At 58.2% G+C, this 26,624-nt stretch carries 19 protein-coding genes, 3 tRNA genes and 1 pseudogene; 4 read left to right on the top strand and 19 right to left on the bottom strand.

Going from position 1 to position 26,624, the window contains the following annotated elements; translation table 11 throughout:
- The first annotated feature begins 360 nt into the window (after window positions 1–360).
- Window positions 361–921 carry a hypothetical protein gene (locus ATY76_RS24605; protein ID WP_088677292.1) on the top strand — a complete coding sequence of 187 codons (561 nt, stop codon included), beginning with the start codon at window positions 361–363 and terminating at the stop codon, window positions 919–921.
- Between the two features lie 248 nt (window positions 922–1,169).
- On the opposite strand, the gene brxL is transcribed toward ATY76_RS24605, so the two are convergent.
- From brxL to ATY76_RS24525, 16 genes and pseudogenes are all read right to left on the bottom strand, one after another.
- Window positions 1,170–3,242 carry a BREX system Lon protease-like protein BrxL gene (gene brxL, locus ATY76_RS24600; protein ID WP_088677291.1) on the bottom strand — a complete coding sequence of 691 codons (2,073 nt, stop codon included), beginning with the start codon at window positions 3,240–3,242 and terminating at the stop codon, window positions 1,170–1,172.
- Between the two features lie 11 nt (window positions 3,243–3,253).
- Entirely contained in the window at window positions 3,254–5,752 is a 2,499-nt protein-coding gene (gene pglZ, locus ATY76_RS24595; protein WP_088677290.1) for a BREX-1 system phosphatase PglZ type A, read from the bottom strand.
- Window positions 5,745–9,263 carry a BREX-1 system adenine-specific DNA-methyltransferase PglX gene (gene pglX / locus ATY76_RS24590; protein ID WP_245310064.1) on the bottom strand — a complete coding sequence of 1,173 codons (3,519 nt, stop codon included), beginning with the start codon at window positions 9,261–9,263 and terminating at the stop codon, window positions 5,745–5,747. The genes pglZ and pglX overlap by 8 nt, the downstream gene beginning before the upstream one ends.
- Window positions 9,264–9,280: 17 nt before the next feature.
- Complete coding sequence (brxC, locus tag ATY76_RS24585; protein WP_088677288.1) at window positions 9,281–12,865, bottom strand: BREX system P-loop protein BrxC; 3,585 nt, start codon at window positions 12,863–12,865, stop codon at window positions 9,281–9,283.
- Between the two features lie 3 nt (window positions 12,866–12,868).
- A complete protein-coding gene (locus tag ATY76_RS24580) occupies window positions 12,869–13,474 on the bottom strand; it encodes a DUF1788 domain-containing protein (RefSeq protein WP_245310062.1) in 606 nt (201 codons plus the stop codon).
- 2 nt (window positions 13,475–13,476) lie between these two features.
- Window positions 13,477–14,082 (bottom strand): DUF1819 family protein, encoded by a 606-nt coding sequence (locus tag ATY76_RS24575; protein ID WP_088677286.1) that lies wholly within the window; start codon window positions 14,080–14,082, stop codon window positions 13,477–13,479.
- Between the two features lie 315 nt (window positions 14,083–14,397).
- Window positions 14,398–14,662: pseudogene (locus ATY76_RS24570) on the bottom strand (HNH endonuclease); the annotation flags it as partial.
- A 131-nt stretch (window positions 14,663–14,793) separates the two neighbouring features.
- Complete coding sequence (locus ATY76_RS24565) at window positions 14,794–15,294, bottom strand: hypothetical protein (protein WP_245310060.1); 501 nt, start codon at window positions 15,292–15,294, stop codon at window positions 14,794–14,796.
- 561 nt (window positions 15,295–15,855) lie between these two features.
- On the bottom strand, window positions 15,856–17,712 hold the full coding sequence (locus ATY76_RS24560) for an AAA family ATPase (protein ID WP_088677285.1): 1,857 nt from the start codon (window positions 17,710–17,712) through the stop codon (window positions 15,856–15,858).
- 1 nt (window position 17,713) lies between these two features.
- Complete coding sequence (locus ATY76_RS24555; RefSeq protein WP_088677284.1) at window positions 17,714–18,034, bottom strand: DUF6634 family protein; 321 nt, start codon at window positions 18,032–18,034, stop codon at window positions 17,714–17,716.
- Between the two features lie 1,124 nt (window positions 18,035–19,158).
- Window positions 19,159–19,234, bottom strand: a tRNA-Trp gene (locus ATY76_RS24545).
- A gap of 166 nt (window positions 19,235–19,400) precedes the next feature.
- Window positions 19,401–20,294 (bottom strand): NAD(P)-dependent oxidoreductase, encoded by an 894-nt coding sequence (locus ATY76_RS24540; RefSeq protein WP_088677282.1) that lies wholly within the window; start codon window positions 20,292–20,294, stop codon window positions 19,401–19,403.
- A 174-nt stretch (window positions 20,295–20,468) separates the two neighbouring features.
- Window positions 20,469–20,603, bottom strand: coding sequence for a hypothetical protein (locus ATY76_RS34480; RefSeq protein WP_257784632.1), 135 nt, complete (start codon window positions 20,601–20,603; stop codon window positions 20,469–20,471).
- Between the two features lie 202 nt (window positions 20,604–20,805).
- On the bottom strand, window positions 20,806–21,981 hold the full coding sequence (gene tuf, locus ATY76_RS24535) for an elongation factor Tu (protein WP_088677281.1): 1,176 nt from the start codon (window positions 21,979–21,981) through the stop codon (window positions 20,806–20,808).
- 307 nt (window positions 21,982–22,288) lie between these two features.
- A tRNA-Gly gene (locus tag ATY76_RS24530) sits at window positions 22,289–22,362 on the bottom strand.
- Between the two features lie 24 nt (window positions 22,363–22,386).
- Window positions 22,387–22,471: transfer RNA gene (locus tag ATY76_RS24525), tRNA-Tyr, on the bottom strand.
- 202 nt (window positions 22,472–22,673) lie between these two features.
- Between ATY76_RS24525 and rlmB the strand changes: the two genes are divergently transcribed.
- A complete protein-coding gene (gene rlmB, locus ATY76_RS24520) occupies window positions 22,674–23,564 on the top strand; it encodes a 23S rRNA (guanosine(2251)-2'-O)-methyltransferase RlmB (RefSeq protein ID WP_088677280.1) in 891 nt (296 codons plus the stop codon).
- A gap of 38 nt (window positions 23,565–23,602) precedes the next feature.
- Entirely contained in the window at window positions 23,603–24,295 is a 693-nt protein-coding gene (locus tag ATY76_RS24515) for an AprI/Inh family metalloprotease inhibitor (protein ID WP_088677279.1), read from the top strand.
- A gap of 7 nt (window positions 24,296–24,302) precedes the next feature.
- Here ATY76_RS24515 and ATY76_RS24510 read toward each other — a convergent pair whose 3' ends face one another.
- A complete protein-coding gene (locus ATY76_RS24510; protein WP_088677278.1) occupies window positions 24,303–25,043 on the bottom strand; it encodes a hypothetical protein in 741 nt (246 codons plus the stop codon).
- A gap of 430 nt (window positions 25,044–25,473) precedes the next feature.
- Between ATY76_RS24510 and ATY76_RS33815 the strand changes: the two genes are divergently transcribed.
- Window positions 25,474–25,611 carry a hypothetical protein gene (locus ATY76_RS33815; RefSeq protein ID WP_176538881.1) on the top strand — a complete coding sequence of 46 codons (138 nt, stop codon included), beginning with the start codon at window positions 25,474–25,476 and terminating at the stop codon, window positions 25,609–25,611.
- 26 nt (window positions 25,612–25,637) lie between these two features.
- Here the strand turns inward: ATY76_RS33815 and ATY76_RS24505 are convergent, their stop codons facing one another.
- Together ATY76_RS24505 and ATY76_RS24500 are read right to left on the bottom strand one after the other, a co-directional pair.
- On the bottom strand, window positions 25,638–25,952 hold the full coding sequence (locus ATY76_RS24505) for a hypothetical protein (RefSeq protein ID WP_141105047.1): 315 nt from the start codon (window positions 25,950–25,952) through the stop codon (window positions 25,638–25,640).
- A 238-nt stretch (window positions 25,953–26,190) separates the two neighbouring features.
- On the bottom strand, window positions 26,191–26,556 hold the full coding sequence (locus tag ATY76_RS24500) for a hypothetical protein (RefSeq protein ID WP_088677276.1): 366 nt from the start codon (window positions 26,554–26,556) through the stop codon (window positions 26,191–26,193).
- Between the last annotated feature and the right edge of the window lie 68 nt (window positions 26,557–26,624).

Raw genomic sequence — 26,624 nt, 5'->3', positions numbered from 1 at the left:
ACTTGGCGGATTGGCGTGGACTGCACCTTGCGTTTCTCGCTACGGGAGGTGATCTGGACCGCTCCTCAACGGCTTTGCGGGATCACCAACTTCGCCCGGGCGGGAGCGTTCGCCTGCGGGATGCGGGCGTCATCTACGCCGTCATCGAAGGAACCACGCACATCAACACCCTCAGGCTCGATGAACTGGACCGGAAACTTCCAGGGTCCCAGGCTCCGTTCTGGGCGTCTAGCGCTGGGCCGCGAAGTTTCCGCGACATTAGCTTCAGGCTAGGCTTCGTTGTCATTGACCGGGTTCCGAGATGACAGCAATCTGACCGATCGCGAGATTCGCCTTGTTCCTGTTATGGAGAGAAGTCATATGGGCACCTGGGAGACCGATACCTACAATCTAGCCATCTGCCCTTGCGGCAAAGGACATGTGCAACAGGTCGTGGAGACGCCTGACAACCCATGGTCTCGTATGTCTGAGACATACGAGCTTGATTGTGCGGACTGCGCGAAGGCATGGGAGATCAGCTCTTATGACGGCACGCTCACCGATCGGCGGTCGAAAAAGGAAGCTGCACAGGCTTCGGTTGCCAGCCAGGCGGCCAGTGCGGCTGTCGGTGCATATCTCAATTCGTTGCTGCCGAACTGGCCGTTCCCATCCTTCAAGACCAAAGGCGCCGAGTTCGAGTACCTGCTGGCGATGGGGCTCTACAAGGGAACGGTTGGTCAATACCGCTATCTGCGTCGCGCTCAATCCTTGCTTGAGATAGCCGATGTGCACCCTGGGTCGTCAATCGTGCCGGAATTGGTAAAGAAGCTCGGCGATCCCAATCAATATGAATCTCTTGTCGCCGAAGCAAAGACGGCAAAGCAAACGGCTGCCGCCAAATCCGAGGCGATTAAGTACATCCATTTGCCCAAACGCAAGTAGTCAGGTTCGACTATCCGCTGTAGCCGCAGAGCGCGATAGCAGAGACAGAGTTCTGATTCATGACCGCATGTTTCCGGTTGTCGAGTAGATGGAGCACCTCCGAAATCACGTTGATGCTGTGAAGGAACGCGGCTCTATCTCGCTGCACGAGCTTGCATTCTGCGGACATTGAGCTGGCCGTCAGGACAGCTTTCCACTCGACCGTGGTGTATACCTCGACGCAGCGTTGCGATTTAGCGGAAAGCCGATTAGTGCCTTAGATAGGTGATTTCAAACTGCTTGACTGCTCGATGCTCTTGCAGCCTATTTGCTAGGCTGAACGCATCGTTCATTGGATATTGCTGAAAAATGTCCAGTCCACGATCTAACGATATCTTCCATCCCGTGTCGGTTATGATGTGCCGCGCGTGAGCGGTACCGGTGCCATCATAAGTCCAGGTGAACTCGATCCCAGTGCCCGTACAGGCACTGGTGATCGCGTCCAGAAACTCCCGTTGCTTAACGACGGCACCATCATCCGGCACAGTGATGAGATGAACCGTCACCTGATCTTCGGGCTCCTTCACTCGCGTGATTGTCTCGATCAGTTCCATCATGTTCCGCGCCTGATAGAATAGCCGGATGTATGGGTCAGTGACAGTGATCCTTGTCGCTCCCTTCATGTAGGCCGCGAAGAGCTTGTCATAGCTGACGCCTTTTCTGTTTTCGGCGAATACAAAGTGGCCTTCCTTCGCCCCCCTCTCGCTTGTCACGACTGCCGCAGCGGCTGGCGCTGACCTCGGTACCGCAGGAGAAAATTCCTCCGCCAGCGGTGTGCTCGGTGACTCGGCCTCACTCGGATCGGATGGTAGGCGCTTGTAATAAAACTGCGGAAACTCCAGCTCTTCGACCGTTACCACCTGAATTCGCTGTCCGCCTTTGGCGGCATAGTAGAAGTCAGTTTCCGGGTAGGTCGAGTCAATGCGGCGCAACTGATCCTTCACCCGCTTACGGCTTTCGATCGCGAGCTTGAGCAACTCCTCGACCTCCGCTTCCGTCTGGCCTCCTGCCGGAAACAGAAGCTTGAGGAGGCCTGACATCGTCTTATGGATCGCATCCCGGTCTCGCGTCGATATCTTAGGGCTCAGCGTGTAGAACTCTTCGTGGCGGTTCGACAGGTCGTCCGCACGCAAGTGACGTAGGATTTCTGCGATGTAATCGACAATGAAGCCATACCCAGACGTAAACATCTCACTCCGGATCACGTCGACCTCCCAGCCTGGCAGGTAGGCGTGAAGGCGGTCAATGAACGCAGAGTCATGGAATTGCGGTGGAAGTTCCTCGAACAGGTCGCTGTTCTTGAGCATGTAGGGAACGTTGTGCGCGGTGTTGCCGACGAAGGCAAAGCTCGCTTCAGCTCCCATGGGGGTTATCCCGCGAGAGAAGCTCTTGTTGGCCATGTAGTTTTTCATAATGTCGACAAGAGCTTTGTTTGCTGTCTTCTCGCGACCTGCAAACTCGTCGAAAGCCACCACATCCCAGTAGCCCACAAGGCCGATTTTGCCATTGGAGTTGTTCACGAACAGCTTGGGAACCGTCACCTCGCCGCCTGATATGAGCTGACCGTGCGGCGAGAACTCGGAGTAGATGTGCGACTTTCCGGTCCCCTTGGGCCCTAGTTCAATGATGTTGTAGTTGCGCTCGACATATGGGATCAAACGCATGAGCTGCAGGAGCTTGCTCCGGCGTCCAAAAGCATCGGGATTGTATCCGATGCTCTGCATTAGCACGTCGACCCACTCGTCGGTGCTGAAGGCCTTCCGCGCCTCACAGTAACCGTCGAAATCGATCCGGGCAATTTGAATTGGCTTGATGCTTTCAATGATCCACGGCGATATACGCGCATCCTCAGTGTATTCGTACTGCACGTCTGCAATGCACCAAACCCCCGTGACGAGGAGCTTCGGGTGCGCTTTCACCGTAAGGCTATCGACGGAGACCTTCTTGATGCCGAGATTATCGAAGACGGCCTCGTAACTGTCGGTCTTCTCGTTCAGGGACACACTGACCTGATCGATGACCTTGTATCGGCCGGTTTCCTTGATGCGCGACTGAACGAGGCCCGCTTCGCTGCGATGGACATAGTGCTTCCGTAGGATCTCCTTGACCGTCTCAATGCCAGTCTGGATCGAAGCCTCGTCGTCCGTCGCGCAGTACTGCCCCAGAAGGTATTCCAGAACATAAGTCGGGACGATCGCATTCCCCTTGACCGCCTTCACCAAATCCTTGCGGACGACGTAGCCGGAGAAGTGTTCATTGATCTTGGCGTTGAGATCGCTCACGGTCTTGATCCTCAGAAGTCAAAGTCAGCGGCTATGCCCCGCTTGAGCTGGAAGCGCTGGCTACCATAGTCTTGAAAATGCGAGGTCTTGCCGACGCGCTCGCGCAATTTCAGGAACACATCCTGGTTGTTGTACTTGTCTGCCACCCGCGAGAAAAGGAATTTGCGCGTGATCTCGCGGTCGCGCGGATTGTCGGCCCGGATGTCGAACACAAGGTCAAACTCGTCGGAAATCAGTTCGCCGGATTCGGAATAGAAGCCGACCCGTAGTTCACGGGGGAGCATTTTTTCGGTCACGGCCTGGGCCTGATAGAAGACGAGCGCAATTTGGCCGGAGGTGATCTGGTTTTTGCCTGCCGTGATGACTTGCACCTCCACCTGCCCAAGGTCTGCTTCGCGCTTCTTGCCCACCCTCAGTAGCGGAACGACCACCTCCTGAAGGCTCGCCCCGCCATGAACATATCGGCTGCCGGAGCCCTTGAGGCGGAGCCGATTGATCGAGTTCGGGATAAGCGCCTCAACAGTGCCTGCGAGACCAAGCTGCTGGGCCGTGAACTTCTTCATGCCGGGCGTTTCCGGCAGGTTGGTGCCAAGCACAAAGCGCCGGGTTCGCGCGAGGACCGTCCCGCCCTCAATCTCGGCCTGAGAGTAGTCTGACTCCTCAAGCGCTCGGTGCTGATAGAGGAATCCGTGATCGGCCGTGATCAGGATGTTCGAGAAGTTCGCGCTTGTGAGCTTCCGGACAAGTGTCACGATCTCTTCAAGGGTAGCCTCGACGGCCTTCGGAAGGTCTTCTTCCGTCGTACGGTTGTCGCCAATAGCATCAATCCGGTTGTGATAGATGTAGACGACGTCGTGCTCACGGAACAATTCCTTGCCCTCGTCGACCCGCATCGCAGCCACGTCTTCGACCTTCAGAGCCTTCACACGGTCTCCTTCGCGACCGAACGAGAGAACCTTCTCGCGAGCGGCTAGCCCTTGTGTCGGCAAGTCAGTCTCGAACACCAACGCAGTATCATCTTCAGCAATCCGCAATGCCTTGTTCGGCAACAGGGAGGCCATGCCGAGCTGCGTATAACTTGGCAATACGCCGAGCATGGCGGTCAGGTCCGCATCGAAACGATTCAGCCCCTTGATGCGCGACAGCAGTTCGTCGGCCACCTCGTAACGCAGCGCATCGGAAATAATGACCGCGACCTTTTGATCCTTCCGACGATACTGCGCTGCTTCCCGGCGATAGAACTCGATCTGCCGCTCCGCGCCCGGAATCTGCCAATCCGACATCTTGGCGATCTGGTCCTGCCAAGCGTCGTTTACGGCAAGGAGATAGCTGGTCGAATAGCGATTTTCGATCACATTGAAGAGTTCGCCGAGCAATCCCTGCTGGCCGCTCTTCTGCATGTGATAGACGAACTTGCGGTAAAGCTGGTCGATCCGGAACCACGTGGCCGCATATTTCCTGAACCCTTCCGCGGCATTGGTCATACCGAGGGTGGCTTCGGCTAGGGCAAGTTGGAACTGAGCAGCGTAGTCGATTGCCTGATAGATGTCAGCATAGCGGTCATACCAGTGGCTCTGGCGGCGCTCACGGATCCAGCGCATGACATCGGGAGGGCTGGCCGTCTGGGTGCTCAAGGCATGCACCACCTGCCGGATCACCTGGCGGTCCACCGCTTCGAAGTAGTCGAGGCCTAGCAAATGCCGGAAGTCGTGCTTGCCGAGATCCTGTTCTATCCCAAGAACGTCCGCATAGCGTTCCGAGAGCACCTCGAAGGCTATCGCGCCATTGCGATCGTTTTTCCATCGTCGGAAGAGCAGCACCGCCTCGGCATTCATCGATCCGGTCTCGCCGAGCGCGATGCGATAACAGGACTTGAACAGAGTCAGCGCCAGATCCTCGACGCTGGGGTTTGCCGCTGCATAACCGTAAACGCGGCCGAGTTCGTCCCACAGGAACTCCGAGAGGTTGCTGCGCTCGATAAGCTTTATGCGCTCATCCTTCTCCGAGGCCATATCCGCAAGAAGCGCTTCAACGACAGTGTCGAGCCCGCCACTCGCGTTGGCGCAGATGGCAAGCATGCGTCTGCGAACAGCCCGCATATCTTTCATCTCGGTGGCTTGCTTCAAAGCCTCGACGCGGCCGCGCGACTTGTAGAACTCGGTGTGGTCCCGAATGACCGGGTCGAAACGCGGCGGGAAGCCAAGTTCGAGCAGCAGGTCGCTAACGCGGTCAGCCTTGAATATCCCCGCGGCAAGCTGGATATCCAGAAGCCAGTTCTGCTCCATCGGCGGCTCCGGACCATCCCTGTAAAGCAGAAATTTCTGATCCGGATTCTGCTTCAACATTTGGTATTTCAGGCCGAATTCGTTGTTTGCGATCTCCAGCTTGGTAACCTTGGACAACACGGCGGCATCAAAAACATCGCGCATGTCTCGCGCCCCATCGTACCAAAAGACGATGCGATGATCGGCAAACAGCCGGGTGAGTGTCGCTGTAACGCGATCACTCATCGGGCGCCTCCAGTCCGGCGATCTTCTTCAAGGCCGTGCCAAACTTCGGGTAGTTGGCCTTTACGCCGTCGTCGAGGTCAATCTCGATCCGCTGCTGCGCCAGCGGGTAGATGACATCCCGCTCCCATTCGGACAACTCGTCGATAATTTTGCGCGTGGCCAAGATCTCCTTCTGCGCCTTTGCCCGCTGCGAAGGCGCGGCGGAGGCATCCAATTCCAGCCGCTCCTGCACAGCCAGGTGCCCCTGAAGCTTGGTGATGAAGGCGCGCAGATAATCGTTCAGCACGATGGAAACCGTGTCCGGACGATAGCGGTGCATATAAACCAGCGCGTTAAAGCTGCCCTTGGGGCTGGAGAACATCCAGTAGATCGGGCGTTTTTTGTAACGGCGGACATGGTAGTCAAAGAAGTCCCTGGTAAACCAGCGACGGATATCCTTACCGAGTGAATTCTCGACAAAAGCCAGGTTCTCGTGGAGTTTCTCTTCTCCAAAGGTCACTCGCATGAATTTCCGGAACCGCTCGACGATGTCGTCAGAGAACCACTCGCCATCCACCACGGGGATGACATTGTCTTCATCCGGCATAAAGTTCGGCTCCGGGATGCGCGCAATATAATCCGCAAGCGTCTCGCCCTCATTGGCGAGGATCAGGCCCGGCGCATCGAGGCTGTAGCGGCCGAACATGCAGCCCACAGCATAGTGCAGGAATTCGGCAATTGTTTCGGCACGAAGACGCGTCTCGCGCTCTTCCTCTGAAACCTTCACGCCATAGCGATAGGCCGGGTTGCAAGTCAGCGTGATCTCCTCGATCGGCACCTCGGGGGTCAGCTCGTCCTGAAGACCATAGGCGTCGATGAAGATGCGGTTGTTCTCTTCCTCCAGCCGCTGCATGTCTTCCGTCATGCCCTGCCAGTGGGCGCGCAGGCGAATGTAGGTAGCTTCCAGCGTTTTTGCCCGGTGATCGGGGGAGAGCAGCGGGAGTGTGGTGAAATCCCACGAGCTTTCGTAGGCGTCCCAGTCAGATTTGTGAGCCTCAATCAGTCCATTCGCTTTTGAAGCGGCTGCGTTCGAGCTCAATGCTTCTGGTAGAATCGGTAGCGCGGCAACGTTCCCCGCTTGGAAATTAAATGTTGGGTTCATAGCAGCCATGAAATAATTCGAAACTGAACTGCAAAGGTAGGCCGAAAGGCACATTGCAGTGCCTCTATCCGGAAAAATTGATGAGCCACCAACGTCGAAAACGGCCCCTTTAGGAGAGAACCGAACCGAAAATGTCTTGGCGCCAGCAAGTGACCACGACAAAGATGGCAGAAAATAACAATCTTCATTTACTACGCGTCCACCCGCCTGCTTTGCAGGATCGTTTGCGATAGCGGATTTGATGTCTTGACCGTCATTGCCCCAGTTCAGGAAGTAATCGAAGTTTCCATACCAACGTCGATAGCTTCCGCCCTTGTTGTATGGAAACCATTTCAAGCCTGAATTTTTGGCTTCTTCAGAACTGGGAAACCCGTAACCGGCTTTTTTCTGGGATACCTCCTGCCAGAGTCGAAGGAATTGACCATTGTCAGTCGTGTTTAGACCCACTTTTGGCTTGAAGATGTCTGCGAGTTTTTTTGAGTCGCGGAACAGTTTGAAAGTGTCATCCGAAAGCCAATAGGTGATGGGGTTTCCGGGAACGGTAAAGTATTTCTCTGAAGAGGTTCTGTGAACTAATTCGGGCAGTGAATTCTTCGCCGCTTGCATCAAAAGCTTTGACTTCGCAGCCTCCGACCGACCGTCAATCAATCGGACGTATTCGCCTTTGTGGCTTACTTCACTGCTTGCTCGCAATACAAATGCGGTAGTTGAGACAACTGCGCCGCCAATGGAGTCGAAGGCGCGCTCTCCGAGGTGCGCCATCGTCAAAATGGTAGCTTTTGATAATATTTTTCCGCGTAGTTTTTCGAATGACGACAAGAACATCCATGAGTGCATATTGATCATCGCTGTCATGCCTGCTGGCAATGCCAAGGCCAGCGCCCGCTCCATGAACATTGCGAACAGGTCGGATTTGCTGTCTGGGAATTTTGCCTTCGCAAAATCGCCGAGCCTCCCGTTCATCCCTTTGCCGCCCATATATGGCGGGTTGGCCACGACGACGTGATACTTCGGCGACAGCGCGACGGCCATGCGCAGCAGGGCGAGCACGCGCGCCTGCACCTCCTTGAGCAGCAGGTCGGAGCCGAAGTCCCGCGCCTCAACGACCCGGAGCGTTTCGGCCGGATCGCGCAGCCTCGGCACGATCAGCGAGCCGAAGTTCTTCGCTTGGCTGAACTGCGTCAGCGTCTCGCGCAGCTCATCCGTGAACAGGTCACGGCCCACCACTGCGGACACATCCGTCATCTCGGCCGGGGTGAAGGTGACGTTCTGCAGTACGACGATGTCAGGCTTCACCTCCATCCGCAGAAACCGCCGCCGCCCTAGCTTCGCCGCCGCCTTCATTGAAAGGGCAAAGGCTGCCAGCGCGCCGGCGCGGTCGTCGATCTCCAGCCCTGTCAGATTATGCTTCAGAATCAGGCCCGGGATTTCGGTCGCCTCGTATCCTTCTTCCTCGTAGATGGCATTGAGAAGATCGAAGGCATAGGTCAGCATGTGCCCCGAGCCGCAAGCGGGGTCGCAGATCTTGATCTCTTCCGGCTTCGAAATGCGCAGGAAATCCGTTCCGGGCTCTTCCGGCTCGATGTAATAGTCCATCTTCTCCGACAGACGGCTTCCAGGTCTGTTCAGCAGCCAGAGCCGCCCCAACGAATTCTCTACCAAATAGCGCACGATCCAGTGCGGGGTGAAGAGCTGCGTGGCGGCCGGGATGTTTTCGGCCGTGATCTTCTGGTTCTTCTTTAGCCCCGCGAAGACCTGGTCCTTTTTTTCCGAGATGTAGAACTGATAAAGCCAGCCGATGATCTCGACGTCCTGGCATGCCTCGTCCGTCATCACCTTACGCAGATCGGCAAGGACTGAGGTCTGCGAGAGCAGATCCTCCGGCATCAGCAATTCGGAATAATCGTCGATCTTTTCGAACAGGTAGGGCATGGCGCCATGCCACTGATTGCAGACATGGACGAGGAGAAATCGGTAGGCTTCGCCCTGCGGGTCCTGGCTCGTGCGTCGACCATCCAGCAGCGCGGCAACCTCTTCGCGCGCCGCCTTCGACATGGCGTCTTCCAGATGTCCGGCTGCGGCTTCCGCCAGCAGTTCCGGACGCGTCTGGCCCTCAGCGGGCGTTACGGCCTTGATGGTGGTATGGCCATTTGCATCCATGAAGCGCAAAGCGGTGAAGCGGTTGAACCAAGTGTAGGCAACCTTCTCGACGATCTGCTCCCGGCCGGCGGATGCTATTTCCTTTTCCAGTTCCTTCACGGCGGCCGACGCTTCACGGCGCGCGACGCTGCCTTCTGCGAGAACAAACTCCAGACGCGCGGAAACCTGCTTTATCAGGCTCGTGCGGGCGGCCTGAGCGAACTTCTTCAAAGCACCAGTATCCATGATTAAACAATGACCTTTTTGCCCTTGCGGATCTCAGCCAGCAGGGTCTTCTTCAATGCAGTGACATAGGTTTCGACATCAGCCTCGTCGGTAAGCAGGGGTTTGCCGACATTCACTTTCACCTGCGAGGCGTTCACGTAGGTTTCCGTTGGCGGTGCGGGCTTGGGGCTAGGTTTGAAGTCCGGCTGCGGTCTCTCGTTCATTCCGCCGCCAGATGTGGGGACGGGTTCCGGGTTTCGCGGTTGCGGTTCTGGGTGCGACATCGCATCGATCGCCACCAAGAGGTCAGGCAGAAGACGCGTTGCCACAAGCGCCGCCTTGTTGCGGAGGACGGCAATGACCTTGGCATCTTCGATCTCGCTTCGATAGGCGCTGATCCTGTTTTCGATCTTCGCCTTAGCTGCATCGTTGAGATCGGTAAACGCCTCCACATGCTGGAGCTTCGTCCGGCAGCCCTCCAGCTCATCGAGGGCGAGTTTGCGCTCTTCAACTACCTTCAACTCTACTGCATTCTTGAGCTCGTAAAGCGTGTTTTTCAGATCCTGAACCGATGTTCCCTTGAAGCAGCTTGGATCTGCGAGCGTTGCCTTTAGCACAGCACCTTGAGCTGGATCGACATCACCAATGTTCGCCTCGTGGGACCCGAGGAACAACCGCACATCGTCATAGATGACCTTCTGCGCGCCAGGGCTCTGCGCGGTCCCCATAAACCGCCGTATCGGATCCAGGATGTCCTCTTTGGCATCCATCAGGGCATCTTCCTGTGCCGCAAGGTCCGTGATGAACCAGGCAGGCTGCTTGTTAAGCATTCCTGTAATCTTCGTGGCCAGCGGATCCAGCGCCGCAAGGAAAGGATAGCTGGTCTTCAGCGCCTGAAAGCCCCCAAGATCCTTGTCTAGCCGCCGAAGAGCCTCCAGCCACTCAGCACCGAGAGCGCGCGCATCCGTGCTCTCGGCAGGCGCGTCGAAGAAATCCTTGAAGAGGTCCTTGGCTTTCCGGATCTGAGGCGCGCTGAATTCGATTTGAGGTGTCAGCAAGATGTTGCCCACGGCATTGCTGTTCGACAACGCCTTGGCCAGCGGCACGCCCTCCAGCACCGCGCTGTCGGCGCGGGCCTCGAGTTTGCCTTTCGTGCTGAGGCTGGCAACGACGCAGAGGACGGCGAAACTCGGCCATCCGAACGGCTTGGAGCCAAACTTTTCCAGGAGAGCCTTTACACTCACCTTCACTCCGAGCCGCGCCTGGGATTGGGTGTGGTTGAGAACCTCCTGTTCTGACTCAGTCAAACCCGTTCCGCCAGCGCCGAAAAGGCTGCTGTCCGGCCGGACCGCCTTCAAAACGTCGGCTTCCGCGTAGCTGACACCCCGCAACATGGGCAGGTTGACATAGACCTTTTCGATCAGCGTCTGAAACGCCCTGACGATCCGCTCTTGTGGGTCTTCAGAATTGATTTCGAGTTCGTCTCCCCGGACAAAGATCCGGGCGTCTTCGAGCAGCTTTCGCAACCGGACTTCAAGATCTTTGAACCGACGGGCATTTTGCTCACCCTTCTCAGTGACGATGCGTTCACGCGGACCAGTCTGCGCAGCATCGCGAGCGTGGCGAACGAACTTGAGCGTCTGCCTGTAGAGCCGGAGGTCCTTCATGAACCGATCGTCCTGCGGCAAGACAATCGCGAGCTCGTCCTTCGCCAACGTCTGCATCCGGACGGCATCCGGATTTGCCGCGGATTCGTGCAACGGCGTGATGAGGTTCAAAGATAGCTCGTATTCGCGCCCCCGCAGTGTATCGTCGATCTTGCGGCTAAAGGGGTACTCATGACCTGTGGTGACATACTTGATCTTGCGGTGTCTGAGGATCGTGTCGAAGGCCAGATCCTCAAATTCCTTGATGAGTTCCGATAGATCGACATCGACGGCCTTGATCTCCGATTCAACGTCCTTTTCGTCACTCGTAAGAAACTCGTATACGTCGCCGTTTCGCTGGATCAGCGTCGCTCTTTCGAGATCGTTTAGGGCTTCCTCGATCTTTCGCCGGAGGGCAGTCTGATCTGTCTCGAAGTCCTTCAACATGAGGATTCCGATGTTGCGTACGGTGGGCTTGAAGCCCTTCACATACTTCACAAGGAATAGCGCCTTAAGGATCTTCACCGCGAACGCGTTGTCGATATTCTTTTCCGCGTAGTGGATGGACTGCTGAACCGTCGATTTCAGTGCGGCACGGATGCCTTCATACATCATGTCGAAGGTAGCGATACCCTCGTAGGGAAGTTCCTTCATCTGGGTCGCGACCTCTTGGAAAACGCCCAGCATGGAGCGCTCACCAACCGAACTATGGCGGCCTTCGAAGGCATTATGCTCGGAAAGTTTTGAAATCGCAGCTTGGAACAGTGTGTACTGGTATGGCGGAAACGGATGGCTCGAAATGAAGTTGTCGCGCCCGCTATAGTTTTTCAGCGGCATCGAGCCGTCGGCAAAACCGAATAACGTTCGGAGATTATTTTCTTCCCGATCAAAGAGGTTTCGTAGCCGGATCTCGCCGTCTTGGGTCTTGCTTAGTAGGCGCTTTTGAATGACTTCGGCAACGTCTGCAGAATTCAGCGGCATGCGCGTTCTGAAGCGAGCCTGGATCTTGGAGAAGTCGTTCTCCTGCCGTGCCGACATATCGCCGATGACGGCGTTCATGTCTTGCTGGGCGGTGACGATGATCCAGGCCTGTCCCTTGCACTTCGTGTTCAGGCTTTCTGCAATCGTCTGAAGGTTCGTCATGAGCTTGGTATTGTCAGCGATATACTGCCCCACTTCATCGACAAAGAAGTTCAGTCGAAAGCCCCTGGGCTGATGGTCAAGCCATGCCTTGATCGTGTTCGCGAAGTCTTCGATCGAAACGCGATGATCCTTTCTGTAGTGGCCCAGGATATCGCCCGCGTCAGTAACGCTCGTTCCGGTGACCTCGGCGAAGGCCTTCGCTATGCTTGTTTTTTCAAGCAGTGCCTGCTCGCGGCCACGCTCCCATGGCTTGCCAGAAACGCGAGTGTAGGTTTCCTTGAAAGCCAGAAATTCGCCGCGGCTGTCCAAGTCTCTTTCAAACTGCGCGATGTGGGCCTGCTTGCCGTAGTAGCCGCACATCTCGTCAAAGACCTTCTGGAAGACGGCGAGCAGCGCATCAACCTCGGTCTTTGAAATAACGTCTGCCTTCTGGTCAATGTTAAAGAGGACGCTTTTAGACGGAACTGCAATCGCCTTCCTTAAAGCGCCTTCCAGCATAGGCCTGCCTGCCAGCTTGTCCTTGTCACGGAACAGTTCGAAAGCGGGCCTGCCATCGACCACCCGGTTTTCCAGCACCAGGGCGAGCATCTTCAAGAGATGCGATTTACCAGAACCAAAGAAACCCGAAATCCAAACGCCATTCGCGTTGTCATAGTTATTATAGGCTTCGAGGAACTGCTCCAGCCGCTGCTCGATCTCAGCCGTGATGACGTACTCTTCGAGCTCGATACGCAGACTCGCTTCGTCGTCGGCCTTGATCACCCCGTCGATAGGCCGATCAACAGGCTTTGCGAATATCTGACGGAGGATCATAGACATGAATTAAACCTCGTAATGCAAGATGTTTGTCGCTCGGTAATACTTGTCTTCGTGCAACTTTCCAAAGAGATCAAGGGAGGCACTCCCGTCAAGCTGGTGCGTAAACTCTCCAGGATAAAAAAGAACGGTGGGGCAGTGCTTCGCGGCGCTTTGAAGGTTATTCAAAACGTTGTGAGAGCGGATGAACGGGTAGACTTCACCGACTCCGGTCATGAATATTACTTGATGGTCCGTTGAGGCCATTAGCGCCGCCATCCGCGGGATCAGGTGCTTGGCAGGATCCAAAACCCCTTGCAGAAGCTCTTTCAGCTCGGACTTTTCATAGCCAGTTTCTCCTTCGATGATCGCGTCCAGGACTTCACGTTCTCGGAGGAGCTCCAGGCTCAGATCATAAAGATCGAGCATCAGGATCTTGATGCCCGCGTTGGAGAGACGGCGTTTTAGGCCCCGAACATCATTTGCCATGTCGAACGCCTGGTCCGGCGCATATGGGCAGATGAAGAACGGAATCTCGTTGTTCAAACCCTCCATGGCCAGGAAGCGTCTGCTGCTGATAACCTCATAGAGATGATCAACACGCTGCCTGGGGGTCATAGCTGCACGACGCAAGGTCAGTTCCTCCCTCTGACGCCTGGAAAAATCAACAAGTCCGTTTGGTGATGCTGGGCGATGATAGTCTGAAGTCGCACCGAGGGCTGAATTGGTTGGATCCGGCTCGCATCGTTGATGACGCCAGCTTCCCGCATCATACGGAAGAGAACCTGCTGCGACTTCTTGATGGTGCTCGGCTTCAACCGTGCCAGATGCGGTTCCCACTCTGCCTTTGCCGCAACGAAACGATCAAACATTTCACCGGTCAGATCCAGAGTGAAACTGAGATACCGCTCACGAACAACTTCGACAGCAAACTCGTAGATGATTCGATAAGCGCGGCAAACGGATAGCCAAAGAACGTAGTCGCGCTCGTCGCGGTCGTCGACTTCGACGAAATAGTGCCGTTCTGCAGCGGTGAGGAGTTGCAGCCTCTGAGCGATTTCTCTAACCGCCCTGCGGTTCGAGGCAGTCTTCGGAAGGGCGGTAACAGCCCGCTCGGTACAGTCATCAATTGTACGCGCCCAATCCTCAATTCGTTCGAACGTCCGGGCGACCTCATGGCTTTCATTCCGAAAAAGCCCCCCTGTAACGAACGAGAATTTGTACGGCGTCGCACTTGTCATAAATAGTGTTCCAATATGGCGTCCAGTCCCCTCCTACATCATCAACTTGATCAACTGAACTGGATCCACAGGCCTTTGATGCCTTAAGAACAGGAAACAAGCCCCCGCGGGGGCAGCCTGACACGCAATGTCTCCATATAGGGGCTTCATTTTTCGCAAGGTCGTCTCGAATATTGCAGAGACCAGTTCGTCGCATTCTCGATGACACTCACGTTCTGCAGCCTCGGGACGCCAAGCGCCTGCCGCGATACCAATTATGGCAGTCATTGCATACCGACGCCTTGAAGTGAGCCCGCCGTGATGGAAAGACGGCCGTCACATTGAACTGAACCGCTCGCGATGCCGCGCCACATATGCCGGATGCGGCCACAGGCGGGCATCGTCAGGCAATGAATCCGGTCCATCTGCTTCGCTAGCAGCGTCCGCAGCTCCGATGGAACCTTGCTATGCGACACAAGGATCCGGTAGTCGTCGGTCAGCGAGATCTGTCGAAAAGCCAGTGCACGGTGGCCGAGAGGGCGATGCCATTCTGCGCGACGTCCGGACCGCCGTCGGCCACCGACCATATGTGGGCGGCTTGTGACGCCCGTGCAGAGCGCGAGCTGGCGCAGATGGAACAGTATACGCTCGCCATTCGGCTGAGGTGGCAGATGGAGACTGGGGAGCCGTGGCGGCTGCCTCATCGGGCATCCACAATGTCTATAATGGAATTCAGGACATTCTTCTCAGTATCGCGCTGAACGTCTCGCCGTTTTCGCCGTCGGGATCGTCGCCGCTCCTCATTGCCCTCTCTAGTTGGATCACCGCGTCAATGAACGCGGGAAAGGCAGACTCGAGAAGCTCAAGGTTTGTGACGACCTTGTCGGGCTTCAGGTCGAAACCGTGTTTGTGGCTCACGAGATGGCGAAATCCCTTGACCTCAAAAAGAGCGTCATAAAGTTCGAGATCGAGTAGTGCCGGACGCGTTCCAGCAATCTCGGCTGCCATCTGATCAAGAATGTCCTGGTGGGCAGAACCGCCTGTTGGGACGTAATCATCGACATCTTTCGCGATAACGTCGCAGACCTTGCGTCGGAAGCTGACTTCCCGGATCTTCCGATTCATCAGGATCTGCTCGATACGGCGTTCCTGCTCTGTGAGGGGAAGATAGAGAAGCTCCTGTGTGAGGCCATCGACATGCTTCGGATCGAGCTCCAGCCGGATGGCGAGCAACGGATCGCATCTTAATGTTGATTTCATGCCTATGGAAAGAAGATTCGCGCTGAAGGGAATGCGCCGCCCTCTGCTAGAGAACTGAGGGTACCAAGCTTACTCGCCCACGAGATCAAACAGCTTCTCGAATTCGGCGAGTTGTGAGTTAATGGCGGCGCGCAAGCGTCGGCGGACTTCCTCGACGTCAGCATCATTATTAACGCCGTGACCGGAAACGTCTACCTGCTGGAGCCTTTGGGAGGCCCCTTCTTCAAAGGCTCTCTGCGTCTCCCTTGCGACATGACTTTGCGCCCGACTTTGGCCGGCTCGAATCCCTCTCTTGATAAAGCTTCGCCGAGCGTTTCATTATCGTCTGCCTCTTCGCCGATCCGACCAACGTCGCCGGCCTTGCCTGCATCGTCCTTTCCGCCGTGTGACATGCCTCACTCCGATTTAGCAGCAGCCGCCAACGAGTCACTATCTCAGCAACGAGTGTACCTACGCCTCCACCAGCGGCCGGCCGAGTGCCCTGCCGCTGCAATGGCGGTGCGCTAGCGAGTGGATAGCATCGCCCGGAGGCCGCTAGGCGGCCTCCGCTATTCCATCGCGCTCGATCCTTACCGAACGATTGGTGACGACTTCCGCCGCCAGGTCAAGGACACGTTCCCGCTCCTGCGTGAGCATCGCGCGCACGCGCTCCCACTCCTCCGACAGCATTTGCGCCACTTCCGCTTCCAGCCGCTCCGGCAGCGGCCCTTCACCGAGATCTTTAGGAGTGCCGAGAAAAATTGGCGTCTTGCCGAGCCCGAAGCTTGCAACCATCCGCCGGGCAATGGAGGTAGCGCGTTCGACGTCGCTGCCAAGCGTGCCACCCGAGCCGACTGACCGATCGCCGTACACCGCCGCCTCAGCCGCCATCCCGGCGTAGCTCACTGCGATGCGATTGCGTAGACTCGTTTCGGTTGGAAAGTGATCCGGAACCAGGGTGTATGATGCCAGCCCCCCAAGAAACTCTGTTGCAGTCGGATCAAAGCTGTCCTTGATCTCGATGGTCACGCTCGTCGCATACCCCAGCGCGAGCGCGACTAGGGCATGTCCGGCTTCGTGGACCGCAAGCCTGAGCTGCTGTTCCGCCGTGTATCGCATTTTCTCCGGGAGGCGGTTGACGAGATCGCGCAGTTCCAGCTCCCGACCCTCGCTTCGCGCAGCCTCGCGTGCATCGCGCACCAGCTTCTCGAGGTCAGCCCCGGACGCGCCGTCCAAGTTCTCGGCGAGATCGGTCAGGGAATCGAGCGATATGGCATCGCCAGCATGATGCTTTAAGATCCCGGCCCGGGACTTATGGTCCGGGAGAGCCAGCTCGAACTGATTTTCGAGGCGCCCGGCGCGCAAGATCGCTGGATCGATCCACTCGGGAAGATTTGTGGCCCCGATCACCACCACGCCATCGCCCAAGTTGCTCAACAGGTAGAGAAAGTCGTTGAGGACGACCTGCCAATAGTGGTCGTTGTGGTGAGTAGGACGAGCGGATCTCTTTCCGATACTATCAAACTCATCGATGAACAGGACCGAGCCATCCCCGTCATCGGCATCGCTGAAGCTCTTCCTCATGGCCGCGAGCGTGTCATCGAGATGGCCTTCTGACTGCCAGCTCCCTATCGTGGTCGAGATCAGCTTCACACCAAGCGCATTGGCCAGCGCCGACGCGAAGAGGGACTTGCCGGTCCCGGGAGGGCCGGATATGAGGGCGCCCCGATTGACAAGTCTCCAGGGCAGCTCGCCGCTGCGCCAGCGGGCGAGGTCAGACGAGAGCCTTCTCGCCCACGGCTTCAGTTCCTCATACCCCGGCAATTCGAAGAGGCTTGGCGCGTCGGTTTCGCAGCGATTCAGATCGTTGACTTCACCGATCCTGCCTTCAGCCATGTTCGGCTGAAGAACCGCGGCGAGAAGCGCGTTCTGCGGTTTTTCTGCCAGTATTGCCGCCACCTCCCGGGAGAATGACGTCCGCCCCGAGAGCCGGCGCACGGCATTGATGTGTCCCGGCGTTGGCCGCTCCACCAGAACAACCGCCGTGGCTGCGAACCGCACATCTTTCGGGACCTCGCCGATGTCCCTGGCGATCAGCACCTCCAGCCCCTTGATGTCGAATATGGACACCCGCTTTTGGGAGACGCCCTTCTTCTTGGGTGGATTGGCAAACCGGACTTTGACCTGCTGGTCCAGCCAATCACCACGCTCGGCTCCCAGGAGGCCTAATGCTGCCGCCTCGTATTCCTGCGTGCGGTAGCCCCTTGGGACCACGAAGATGACAAAGCCGGTGGCACCAGACCGGAACAGCCCGGCTGCCCGCAGAGCGCACACGAGAGTGCAGGACGCGAGGAATATGCCGGGATCCCCGGATTGCCTTCGGGCGAGCGCGCGATCAAACTCGAACCGCATGTCATTGCCTCCCGCTTCTGTCGCGGGCGCCGAGGCGGTACCATCGGTTCATCGTCCGGGCGATGCCCAGGTTCCTATCCAAGTAGAAAAGCTGGCTGGTGACGACCCTGCGACCGTCATCGATGCGGGGGTGCCCATGTACGATCCCGGTCAGGGCGAATGCGTGCCCTACTGCAGTCCCGTAGCACTCCAGCAAGGGGGCTTCCGCGATGACGGCCCTTGCCAGCGTCCCCGCGTTCGCGCTCTGAATGCTTTCGAGAAGGCGTTGCACCGTCTCGCTGTCCATCCATTCAAAGTTCAAGCTGTGTCCTTTCTTGGTCATTGTCGCGCACCCGTCGCGAGTCCACGTTCATTCCCCGCAGGGCGGAGGCCCTGCCGGTGTATCGGAGGCACGCCGCCGAAGCTGGAGCCCGGCGCCGCAACCGCGGGGTCGGAATGACCCCGGATCGGTTGGTCAGAGGAATCCTGTCCGCGCCGAAGGCGCGCATCACGACGTCCTGTCCTTTCGATTGCCGTGTCGCTGCGCGCTCTCCGAATTCCTCATCAGGATTGGGCGTGTCGGCGCCCCGTCCGCCGGACCCGGCGTCGTCACGCCGAGACCGCCCCCGTCGCCGTCGACGTCGGCGGCGTCCTTGAATCCCTCAAGGATTCGCGCCCAACAGCGACGTCCACCCCGTCGCGAACAACGAGTCCCTAAATCAAAACATTTCGCTTACTATGTAAGCATTACGCTCATGCACGATGGATGTCAACTTTTATTGCCGTGAATGGGCAGCGCTCCGTTCCATTCGCCAAGCGGCACCGCAGCAAGATTCGCCCCGAAACAATTTTTCGCGTTGTCAACTATTATGGGGCGCGATTTCGTTCTTCGCCGCACCCCGGTAGAACACCAATCCCGACAGCCTCGACATCAGGGAATAATAGTGCTAACATTGCCTCAAGCTTTAACTCATTCAACTGGTAGACGGGCTCCCGTGGCGGGAGCGCGGACGGTACAGTTCGCGTTTTGGAGGTGACCCGATGGCATGGGACGAGATGATGCGGCTGCTCAGGCGCAGGGAGGTGGAGTTCATCACCGGGCTTTCCCGCACGACCCTCTGGCGCTACGAGGGCGACGGGCGCTTTCCCGCGGCCCTTCGGCTGCCCGGCGGTGATCTGAGGTGGCTGGGCGGCGACGTCTGGGCCTGGATTCTGGCGCTGCCGTGCGGCAGGGAGCAGGCGCGGGCACGGTGGGAGTGCCTGGCGGCGGCCCGCAGGTCCGGGAGATCCGGGCGAAACGCAGCTAAGGCCTGCGCGGACGCCGGTGCCGCTTCGGCAGGCCCCGGAACGAGCCCGGAGGCGCGGCCTTGAGGAGGCCGGAGCCGCCACCGTTGTCCAAATCTGTTGTCCAGATTGGGCCTGAGAGCCCATTTCCGCGGCTTGTAGATGCCAAGTGCCTGAAAGCAATGGCAGGGGCAGAGGGGCTCGAACCCCCGACCTGCGGTTTTGGAGACCGCCGCTCTACCAACTGAGCTATACCCCTTCATGCCGATCATCCAGCGCCGAAGCCAAGGCCCGCAAATCGCTATCGAAAAGCATGGCGACCCTTTAAGACGGCGGCGCGGGATTGGCAAGCACGATTTTCGATTTTCAAAACCATTCTCCTCATATGGGGGTCATGGCTTTTCAACCGCGCGGCCGGGGCCTGGTCAGACCTTCACGTATTTCCGCCAATCGTGTTCCTCCTTGAAGCCCAGCACTTCGCGGATCTTGCGGTTGGAGAGCAGCCCCTCATATTCACCGATATCGCGCGTGAAGGGCACGTTCGGGAAGAATCGCTTCGCAAGTTCCTTCGACGGCGTATTGGCCGAGACGGTATCGTTGGCGGCGTTGAAAACCTGATAGCCGAGGCCGTCCTTCTCGATGCAGAGATGGCAGATCTGGCCGAGGTCGCGGGCGTCGATATAACTCCAGGCGATGCGCTTGCGCATTTCGGGATTGGCGAAATAGGTGGGAAACCTCTCATATTCGTGCGGCTCGATGACATTGCCGATGCGCAGCGCATAGATGTCGAAGCCGGACCGTTCGGCAAAGGCGCGCGCGGTCTTTTCGTTGACCACCTTCGAAAGGCCGTAGGAATCCATCGGATTGACGTCATAGTCCTCCTCCAGCGGGAACTGGTGGAAATCGCGATGTCCCTCCGCGAAGCAGACGCCGTAGGTCGTCTCGCTGGACGCGACGATGATCTTGCGGATGCCGAGCTTCACCGCCGCCTCAATGACATTGTAGGTGCCCATCGTGTTGATGCGGAAGGTCTCGTTGTCAGGTTTGATCAGGATGCGCGGAATGGCGGCGAAATGCACGACGGCATAGAAGGGCTGGACGCCCCTGCCCGCGTCGAGATCGGGAAAATCGCGATGCATGGAGAGCGCGTTGAAAACCTGACCGCTATCGGTGATGTCTGCGATGAGGTTGGTGACGCCGGGGCTATCCAGCGGCACGAGATCGAGATTGTGAACCTCGTAACCTGATTTGACCAGCCATGGCACGGCATGGCGACCCGCCTTGCCCGAACCGCCTGTGAACAGGATTCGCTTCTTCATGGAATATCCTCCGCGTCATGAGACCGGAGGCATAGTTAGACGCTTCCGCGCGAAGAGCAAGCGAGCGTCCTGCAAGGGGTTTAACCCCGCCTCGCCAGGAGCACCCTATCCGGGAGCGCCTGGTCAATCATTGCCCTATCACCGCAGCCCCCTGCGATGACCCGGTAGGGGTCGTCACTTGACGACGCTTACCTCATTAATCTGCACACCGGCCGACTGAACGACCTCTTGCGGAATTGCAGCGATGAAAAACATCGTGAAAACATACATCGCGAATATCGTCGCAACGAATGTGGCCTTTGGAATCATCCGGGCTCTCCTCTTTACAAGGAGGAGTCTGGACTAAAATGAGCCAATCACAACCGCTTTCTGAACGTGAGATGAACAAAATACTGTGACGGGTGGCTTTAACGATATTTTTACAACACCTGTTAAACGACCCGGAAGGCATCAAAAACGAAAAACCCCGCTGTTTCCAGCGGGGTTTTCTGATTGTGGATAACCTAAAAGGTTACTCGACGATCGAAGCGACGATACCGGCGCCGACGGTGCGGCCGCCTTCGCGGATGGCGAAGCGCAGCTTTTCTTCCATCGCGATCGGAACGATCAGCTCGACGGCAACCGTGACGTTGTCGCCCGGCATGACCATCTCCGTGCCTTCCGGCAGCGTCACGATGCCCGTCACGTCGGTCGTGCGGAAGTAGAACTGCGGACGGTAGTTGGTGAAGAACGGCGTATGACGGCCGCCCTCTTCCTTCGTCAGGATGTAGGCTTCAGCCATGAACTTCTTGTGCGGCTTGACCGAACCCGGCTTGCACAGGATCTGACCACGCTCGACGCCGTCACGGTTCACACCGCGAACCAGTGCGCCGATGTTGTCGCCGGCCTGACCCTGGTCGAGCAGCTTGCGGAACATTTCAACGCCGGTCACCGTCGTCTTCGAGGTCGGACGGATGCCGACGATCTCGACTTCTTCGCCGACCTTGACGATGCCACGCTCGACGCGGCCGGTCACCACGGTGCCGCGGCCCGAGATCGAGAACACGTCTTCGATCGGCATCAGGAACGGCTGGTCAACCGGACGCTCAGGCGTCGGGATGTAGGAGTCGACAGCGGCCATCAGCTCGCGGATCGCGTCTTCGCCGATCTTCTTGTCGGAGTCTTCGAGAGCGGCAAGCGCCGAACCCTTGACGACCGGAATGTCGTCGCCCGGGAAGTCGTAGGACGACAGCAGTTCGCGAACTTCGAGCTCGACGAGTTCGAGAAGCTCGGCGTCGTCAACCTGGTCGACCTTGTTGAGGAACACGACGATCGCCGGAACGCCGACCTGGCGGGCCAGCAGGATGTGCTCGCGCGTCTGCGGCATCGGGCCGTCGGCAGCCGAGCAAACCAGGATCGCGCCGTCCATCTGGGCAGCACCGGTGATCATGTTCTTCACGTAGTCGGCATGGCCGGGGCAGTCGACGTGCGCATAGTGACGGTTCGGCGTCTCATACTCAACGTGCGCCGTCGAGATCGTGATGCCGCGCGCCTTCTCTTCCGGAGCCGCGTCGATCTGGTCGTACGCCTTGAACTCACCGAAGTACTTCGTGATCGCTGCCGTCAGAGACGTCTTGCCGTGGTCAACGTGGCCGATCGTGCCAATGTTGACGTGCGGCTTGTTGCGCTCAAACTTACTCTTTGCCATTTGAATGCTTCCTGTGAACGAAATGGTGGCCCCGGCGAACCGGTTTAGTGCCGCCGTTTAAGGCTTTCGGCGAAATTGCGCAAGACTTAATTGCAGACGCCATTCTTGGCGTGACAGCGCATATGGGAGACAATTCGCCGCCTGCAAGGCGATTCGCCGAAGCCCCCTCAAAAATCGCTGAAATCCTGAAGAAAAATGACTGGATCGCGCGTTTTCGGCAGGCGGGCGATAACGACATTCGTCCGCTTCGCCGAACATATCCACGCGGATCGCGCCGGCGATCGTCTAGACTAAGTTAAATGGAAGCTGGAGCGGGTAGCGGGAATCGAACCCGCGTATTCAGCTTGGAAGGCTGCTGCTCTACCATTGAGCTATACCCGCGGGATGGTCAGATCCGATGACGAATGGTGGAGAGAGTTGGATTTGAACCAACGTAGGCTGAGCCAACGGATTTACAGTCCGTCCCCTTTAACCACTCGGGCATCTCTCCAGTTTTCGTCCGGATCTTGAAGACCAAGTTCGTCAGACTTCGAAGCGTTGCCGCCCGTCGTCTGCGCCGCGTATATGACCGGACCATTTCAGTCTGTCAACACGATGACAATAGAAAAAACACGAAAAATTTCATTCGCCGCCGAAAGCCCGCATATGAAAGAAAGCCTATGCGGCGACCAGCGCCCTGGCTATAAAGCCGCATGAGCAAAGACAAGAAATTTGGCGGCAAGACCGCGACAGACCCATCCGCCAAGGATACCCACTACGCCAATCTGCGGCGGGCCCACCGCGACGCCAAGCGCGAGCGCGGCGAGATCCCGACGCCCCAGCCGCAGAAGCGCAAGCGTGGGGCTGAGGACTGGAAGCCGCCGGCGCTCGCCCCGGATCAGGTTCATCTTTATGGCCTGCATACGGTGCGTGCGGCGCTCGACAATCCCGAGCGAAAGAAGATCAAGCTGTTCGTGACGCAGAACGCGCTTGCCCGGCTCGAAATCGATGTCGGGACGCTCGGTATTCCCGTCGAGATCGTCTCGCCGCAAGAGATCGACAAGGCGCTCGGCCCCGAGGCGATCCATCAGGGCGTGATGCTGGAAACGCGGCCGCTTCCGGTGCGCAGGCTCGAAGCTCTGAAGGACAGCCCTCTCCTGCTCGTCCTCGATCAGGTCACCGATCCGCACAATGTCGGCGCCATCATGCGCTCGGCCGTCGCCTTCAATGCCGGCGCGGTCATCACCACCCAGAGACACAGCCCGACCGAGTCCGGCGTGCTCGCCAAATCCGCTTCCGGTGCGCTGGAGCTGATACCTTATATACAGATTACCAATCTCGCCGATGCGCTCGGTGAATTGCACAAGCTCGGCTTCTCCACCATCGGCCTCGATTCGGAAGGACCGGCGCCGCTCGAAGGCACCTTCTCCGGCGAGAAGGTGGCGCTGGTGCTCGGCTCCGAGGGCAAGGGGCTGCGGCAGAAGACGCGCGAGACCGTCGGCGCGCTTGCCCGCCTCGACATGCCCGGCGCCATTAAATCGCTGAACGTCTCGAATGCGGCGGCGATCGCGCTTTATGCGGCGCGGCTCTACCTGAAGGCATAGGCCGGTCCGCAGGCGGGCCGCGACAAAGGGGAACTGTCATGATCCGTTTCATCCTTCGGCGCGCGGCTCCAGCAGCGGCGCTGCTTTTCTGCGGCATGGCCCATGGACAGGATATCGATCCCGGTATTCTCAAAGCGCAGGCAGGAACCTATCTCATCGCTCCCGCTGACGGCGGCGCCGGATGCCGCATGACGCTCGAAACCGATATGGCGATCGGCGGCTACTCGCTTTCCGGTCAGGAAGCCTGCGCCAAGCCGCTGCCGGCATTCGCCGAAGCCGCTGCATGGAATTTCGACGGCAATGGCGGCCTCATCCTCATCGATCCCGTGCGCAAGGTGCTCGCCCGCTTCGTCGAAAACGAGGGCTCGCCGATGAAGACGGAACACGGCAAGCCGCTGCTGCTGATCGCAGCACCCGACGGCGTCGACCACCTGCCGACCGTCGCAAGCCTTGCGGGAGCTTGGACGATGCAGCGGCCGGATGGCGAAAGGCTCTGCGGCGTGACGCTCGACGGCAATGTCGGCACGGACGGCAATGCGCCATTGTCACTTTCCGGTGACTGCGCCGCCAATGTCGCCAAACTCAAGCTCGCGGTATGGCGTATCGACGGGTTCGGCCTGACGCTGATGGGCCACGACGGTTCTTCGCTGGGATTCGACATGCGCGCCGACGGCAATTTCGACAAATCGCAGCAGGAAGGCGGCAAGCCGCTTTCGCTCGTACGCCGCTAATCCTCGGTCAGTCGGGCGTCCCGCAAGTGGTCGGCCCATCCATCGGCCGGCGCGTCGTCTCGCCCGCGGCATAGCCGACTTCAACGGGATAGACGATCACACTCGGCAGTTTTCCGATCTCGCTGGCGTGGTCGGGGCTTCGCTTCATTTCCACCTTGTAGGCGACGGAACAATCCGGCAATTGCTTCGGCGTCAGTCCGGTCTCTGCCGAAATTGCCTTGGCGCAGGCAGCGCCCTCCAGATAGAGTGAGCAGGACGCCGTGTAAACGCGGCGAAAATCGAGGGTCAGCTCCCCTCTCCCGCTTCTGATCGCGGTAAAATCGTCGCCATCCAGCGAATCGTTGAGCAGCCGTTCACCCGTCGCGGCATCATAGACGACGAACGGCAATCCGCCGTTCCATCCGTCAGCCGCGCGAAAGAAGACGAACCCGCCGCTGGCGCCCATGAAATAGCCGGCAGTGTCATCCTCGATCACCCGTTCGCGCCCGTCGGTGCGCTCGCACGGCGCATCGGCAGCCAGCAGCGCCAGCTTTTCGGCGCCGACTTCGCCGAGATCGACCTCCTTGACCATGAAGCTCGGATAACGGCTGCAGCTGATTTTCCGTTTTGCGTCGGGATTGAGTTCATCTCTCGGCAGCGCCACGACGTCCACCTTCACCGGCTCTTCAAAAGCTGCCGCATTCTGCGATGCGCCGAAAAAGGAAGCCATTGCCGCAACGATGACCGATATCCTGACCGCGCAATTCATCACAGCTCCCGCATCCCTTTATTTGCGGTATCTCTGCCATGTTTCGATCTGTCTGGACAGATGGAAAGCGGGAGACGGCACCGACCGGAGGGCGGCAATTCGATACCAAAGATCTCCATTTTTGCCTTGGAAAGATGCTCCCACGCACTATGATCGGGCGATGACCGATTACAGCAACCGACCAGAGGCAAGGAGGAATATCCGCCCCATGGCCATTCGACCACTGATTTTCGGTGTCCTTTTCATTGCGGTCTTCGTCGGGATCATTCTGAGTATCATCTGGGTGGACACAACGCACCCTGTCCACCAGCCCGATCCCCTGTCACCGACGGCGCCCGGCCCCGCGACACCGGGAACGGTGCAATAGAGCCAGAGGAACGCGGATGACGATCACGCGTTAATCCCGGAATTAAACGAGGATTGAACGCCTATGCGCATAATGATCGCCGTCGTCGCCTTCATGGTCGCTTCCGTGCTGAGCATCGGGATGATGTCGCCTTCCGGCGCCGGCCAGACCGGCAATGGCGACAGGATCGAAGCGAGCGTCAACGAACCCGTCACCCATTGAACCGAGATAGGCCGGTATCGCGATATTCAGCTGCGATAGAGCCGGGGCATCTCGCGATGGCGATGACGCCACTCGCGCTCTTCCCAGCGCTCGGCACGCCACGGCCGCCAATGACGGCGCTGATGGCGCCACTCCGACCGGCGCCAATCGCGGCCATCGCGCCAGTCCCGGTCCTCCCGCCAGTCCCGGTCATGCCGCCAGCTGTCGTGAACCTGGACGATGCCGGTCTGTGCAGACGCTGCCGGCCGATCGGCGGGCATGGCATTTGCAGGGGGTGCGACGATGGCGAAAGCCGCGCCGGCGGAAATGGCAGCGGTGAGAATGATATGCGCGATCTTCATGGCTGTTTCCTCATTGATGATGAGGCGAAGATGCACTCCCATGGCTGAATTACCGCTGAAGCGGTCCTTCAGGCGGTGTTCATCAAGGATACCAGGCGATAGAGCGGAAAAGAGTGGTGCCCCCGGCAGGGTTCGAACCCGCGACATTATAAGAGGATCGCGGGATTTTAACGTGTTAGGACAATTACGCCGTGAGGCGAAGAGGCCAGCCCGCGCCATTCCGCGCGGGAACACCGGGTTAATTGACAGTGCGTTTTTGCGTCGCCTCGATCCGCTGCAGGATCTCTTTCATCACCCTGAGATCGCCGCCCTGGACGTTGAGGCTCGATTGAACCTCGCGGATGGCGCCGGCCGTCGCGGCGGCCGATTGCTCGCCGGCCTGGACGCGAAAGCCGAGATTGTCGACCAGGCCCTCGACCTTACCGACGCGGGCAGAGAGCTCCTTGCTGTCCTGCTGCGCCTGCGTTCGCCAGCGCTGCAGCTCGTCGACATCGCGCGAGCGGTTCGTCCACAGCGCCACGCCGCCGGCAGCCATGCCGACCAGAGTGAGAACCTGGATGATCGTGTTCAAATTCCAGTCGAACTTGCTCTTGTCGATCGGCATTGCCGCGTCTCCGTTGTCTGCCACTGCACGCATGCCTTCCAATGCAAATCGCCCTGGGAACGATCCTA

The organism is Rhizobium sp. R339 (genome assembly GCF_002211395.1).
Lineage (GTDB): Bacteria > Pseudomonadota > Alphaproteobacteria > Rhizobiales > Rhizobiaceae > Rhizobium.
The sequence above is the reverse complement of the archived record's forward strand: the minus strand, read 5'-3'. Positions and strand labels throughout refer to the sequence as shown.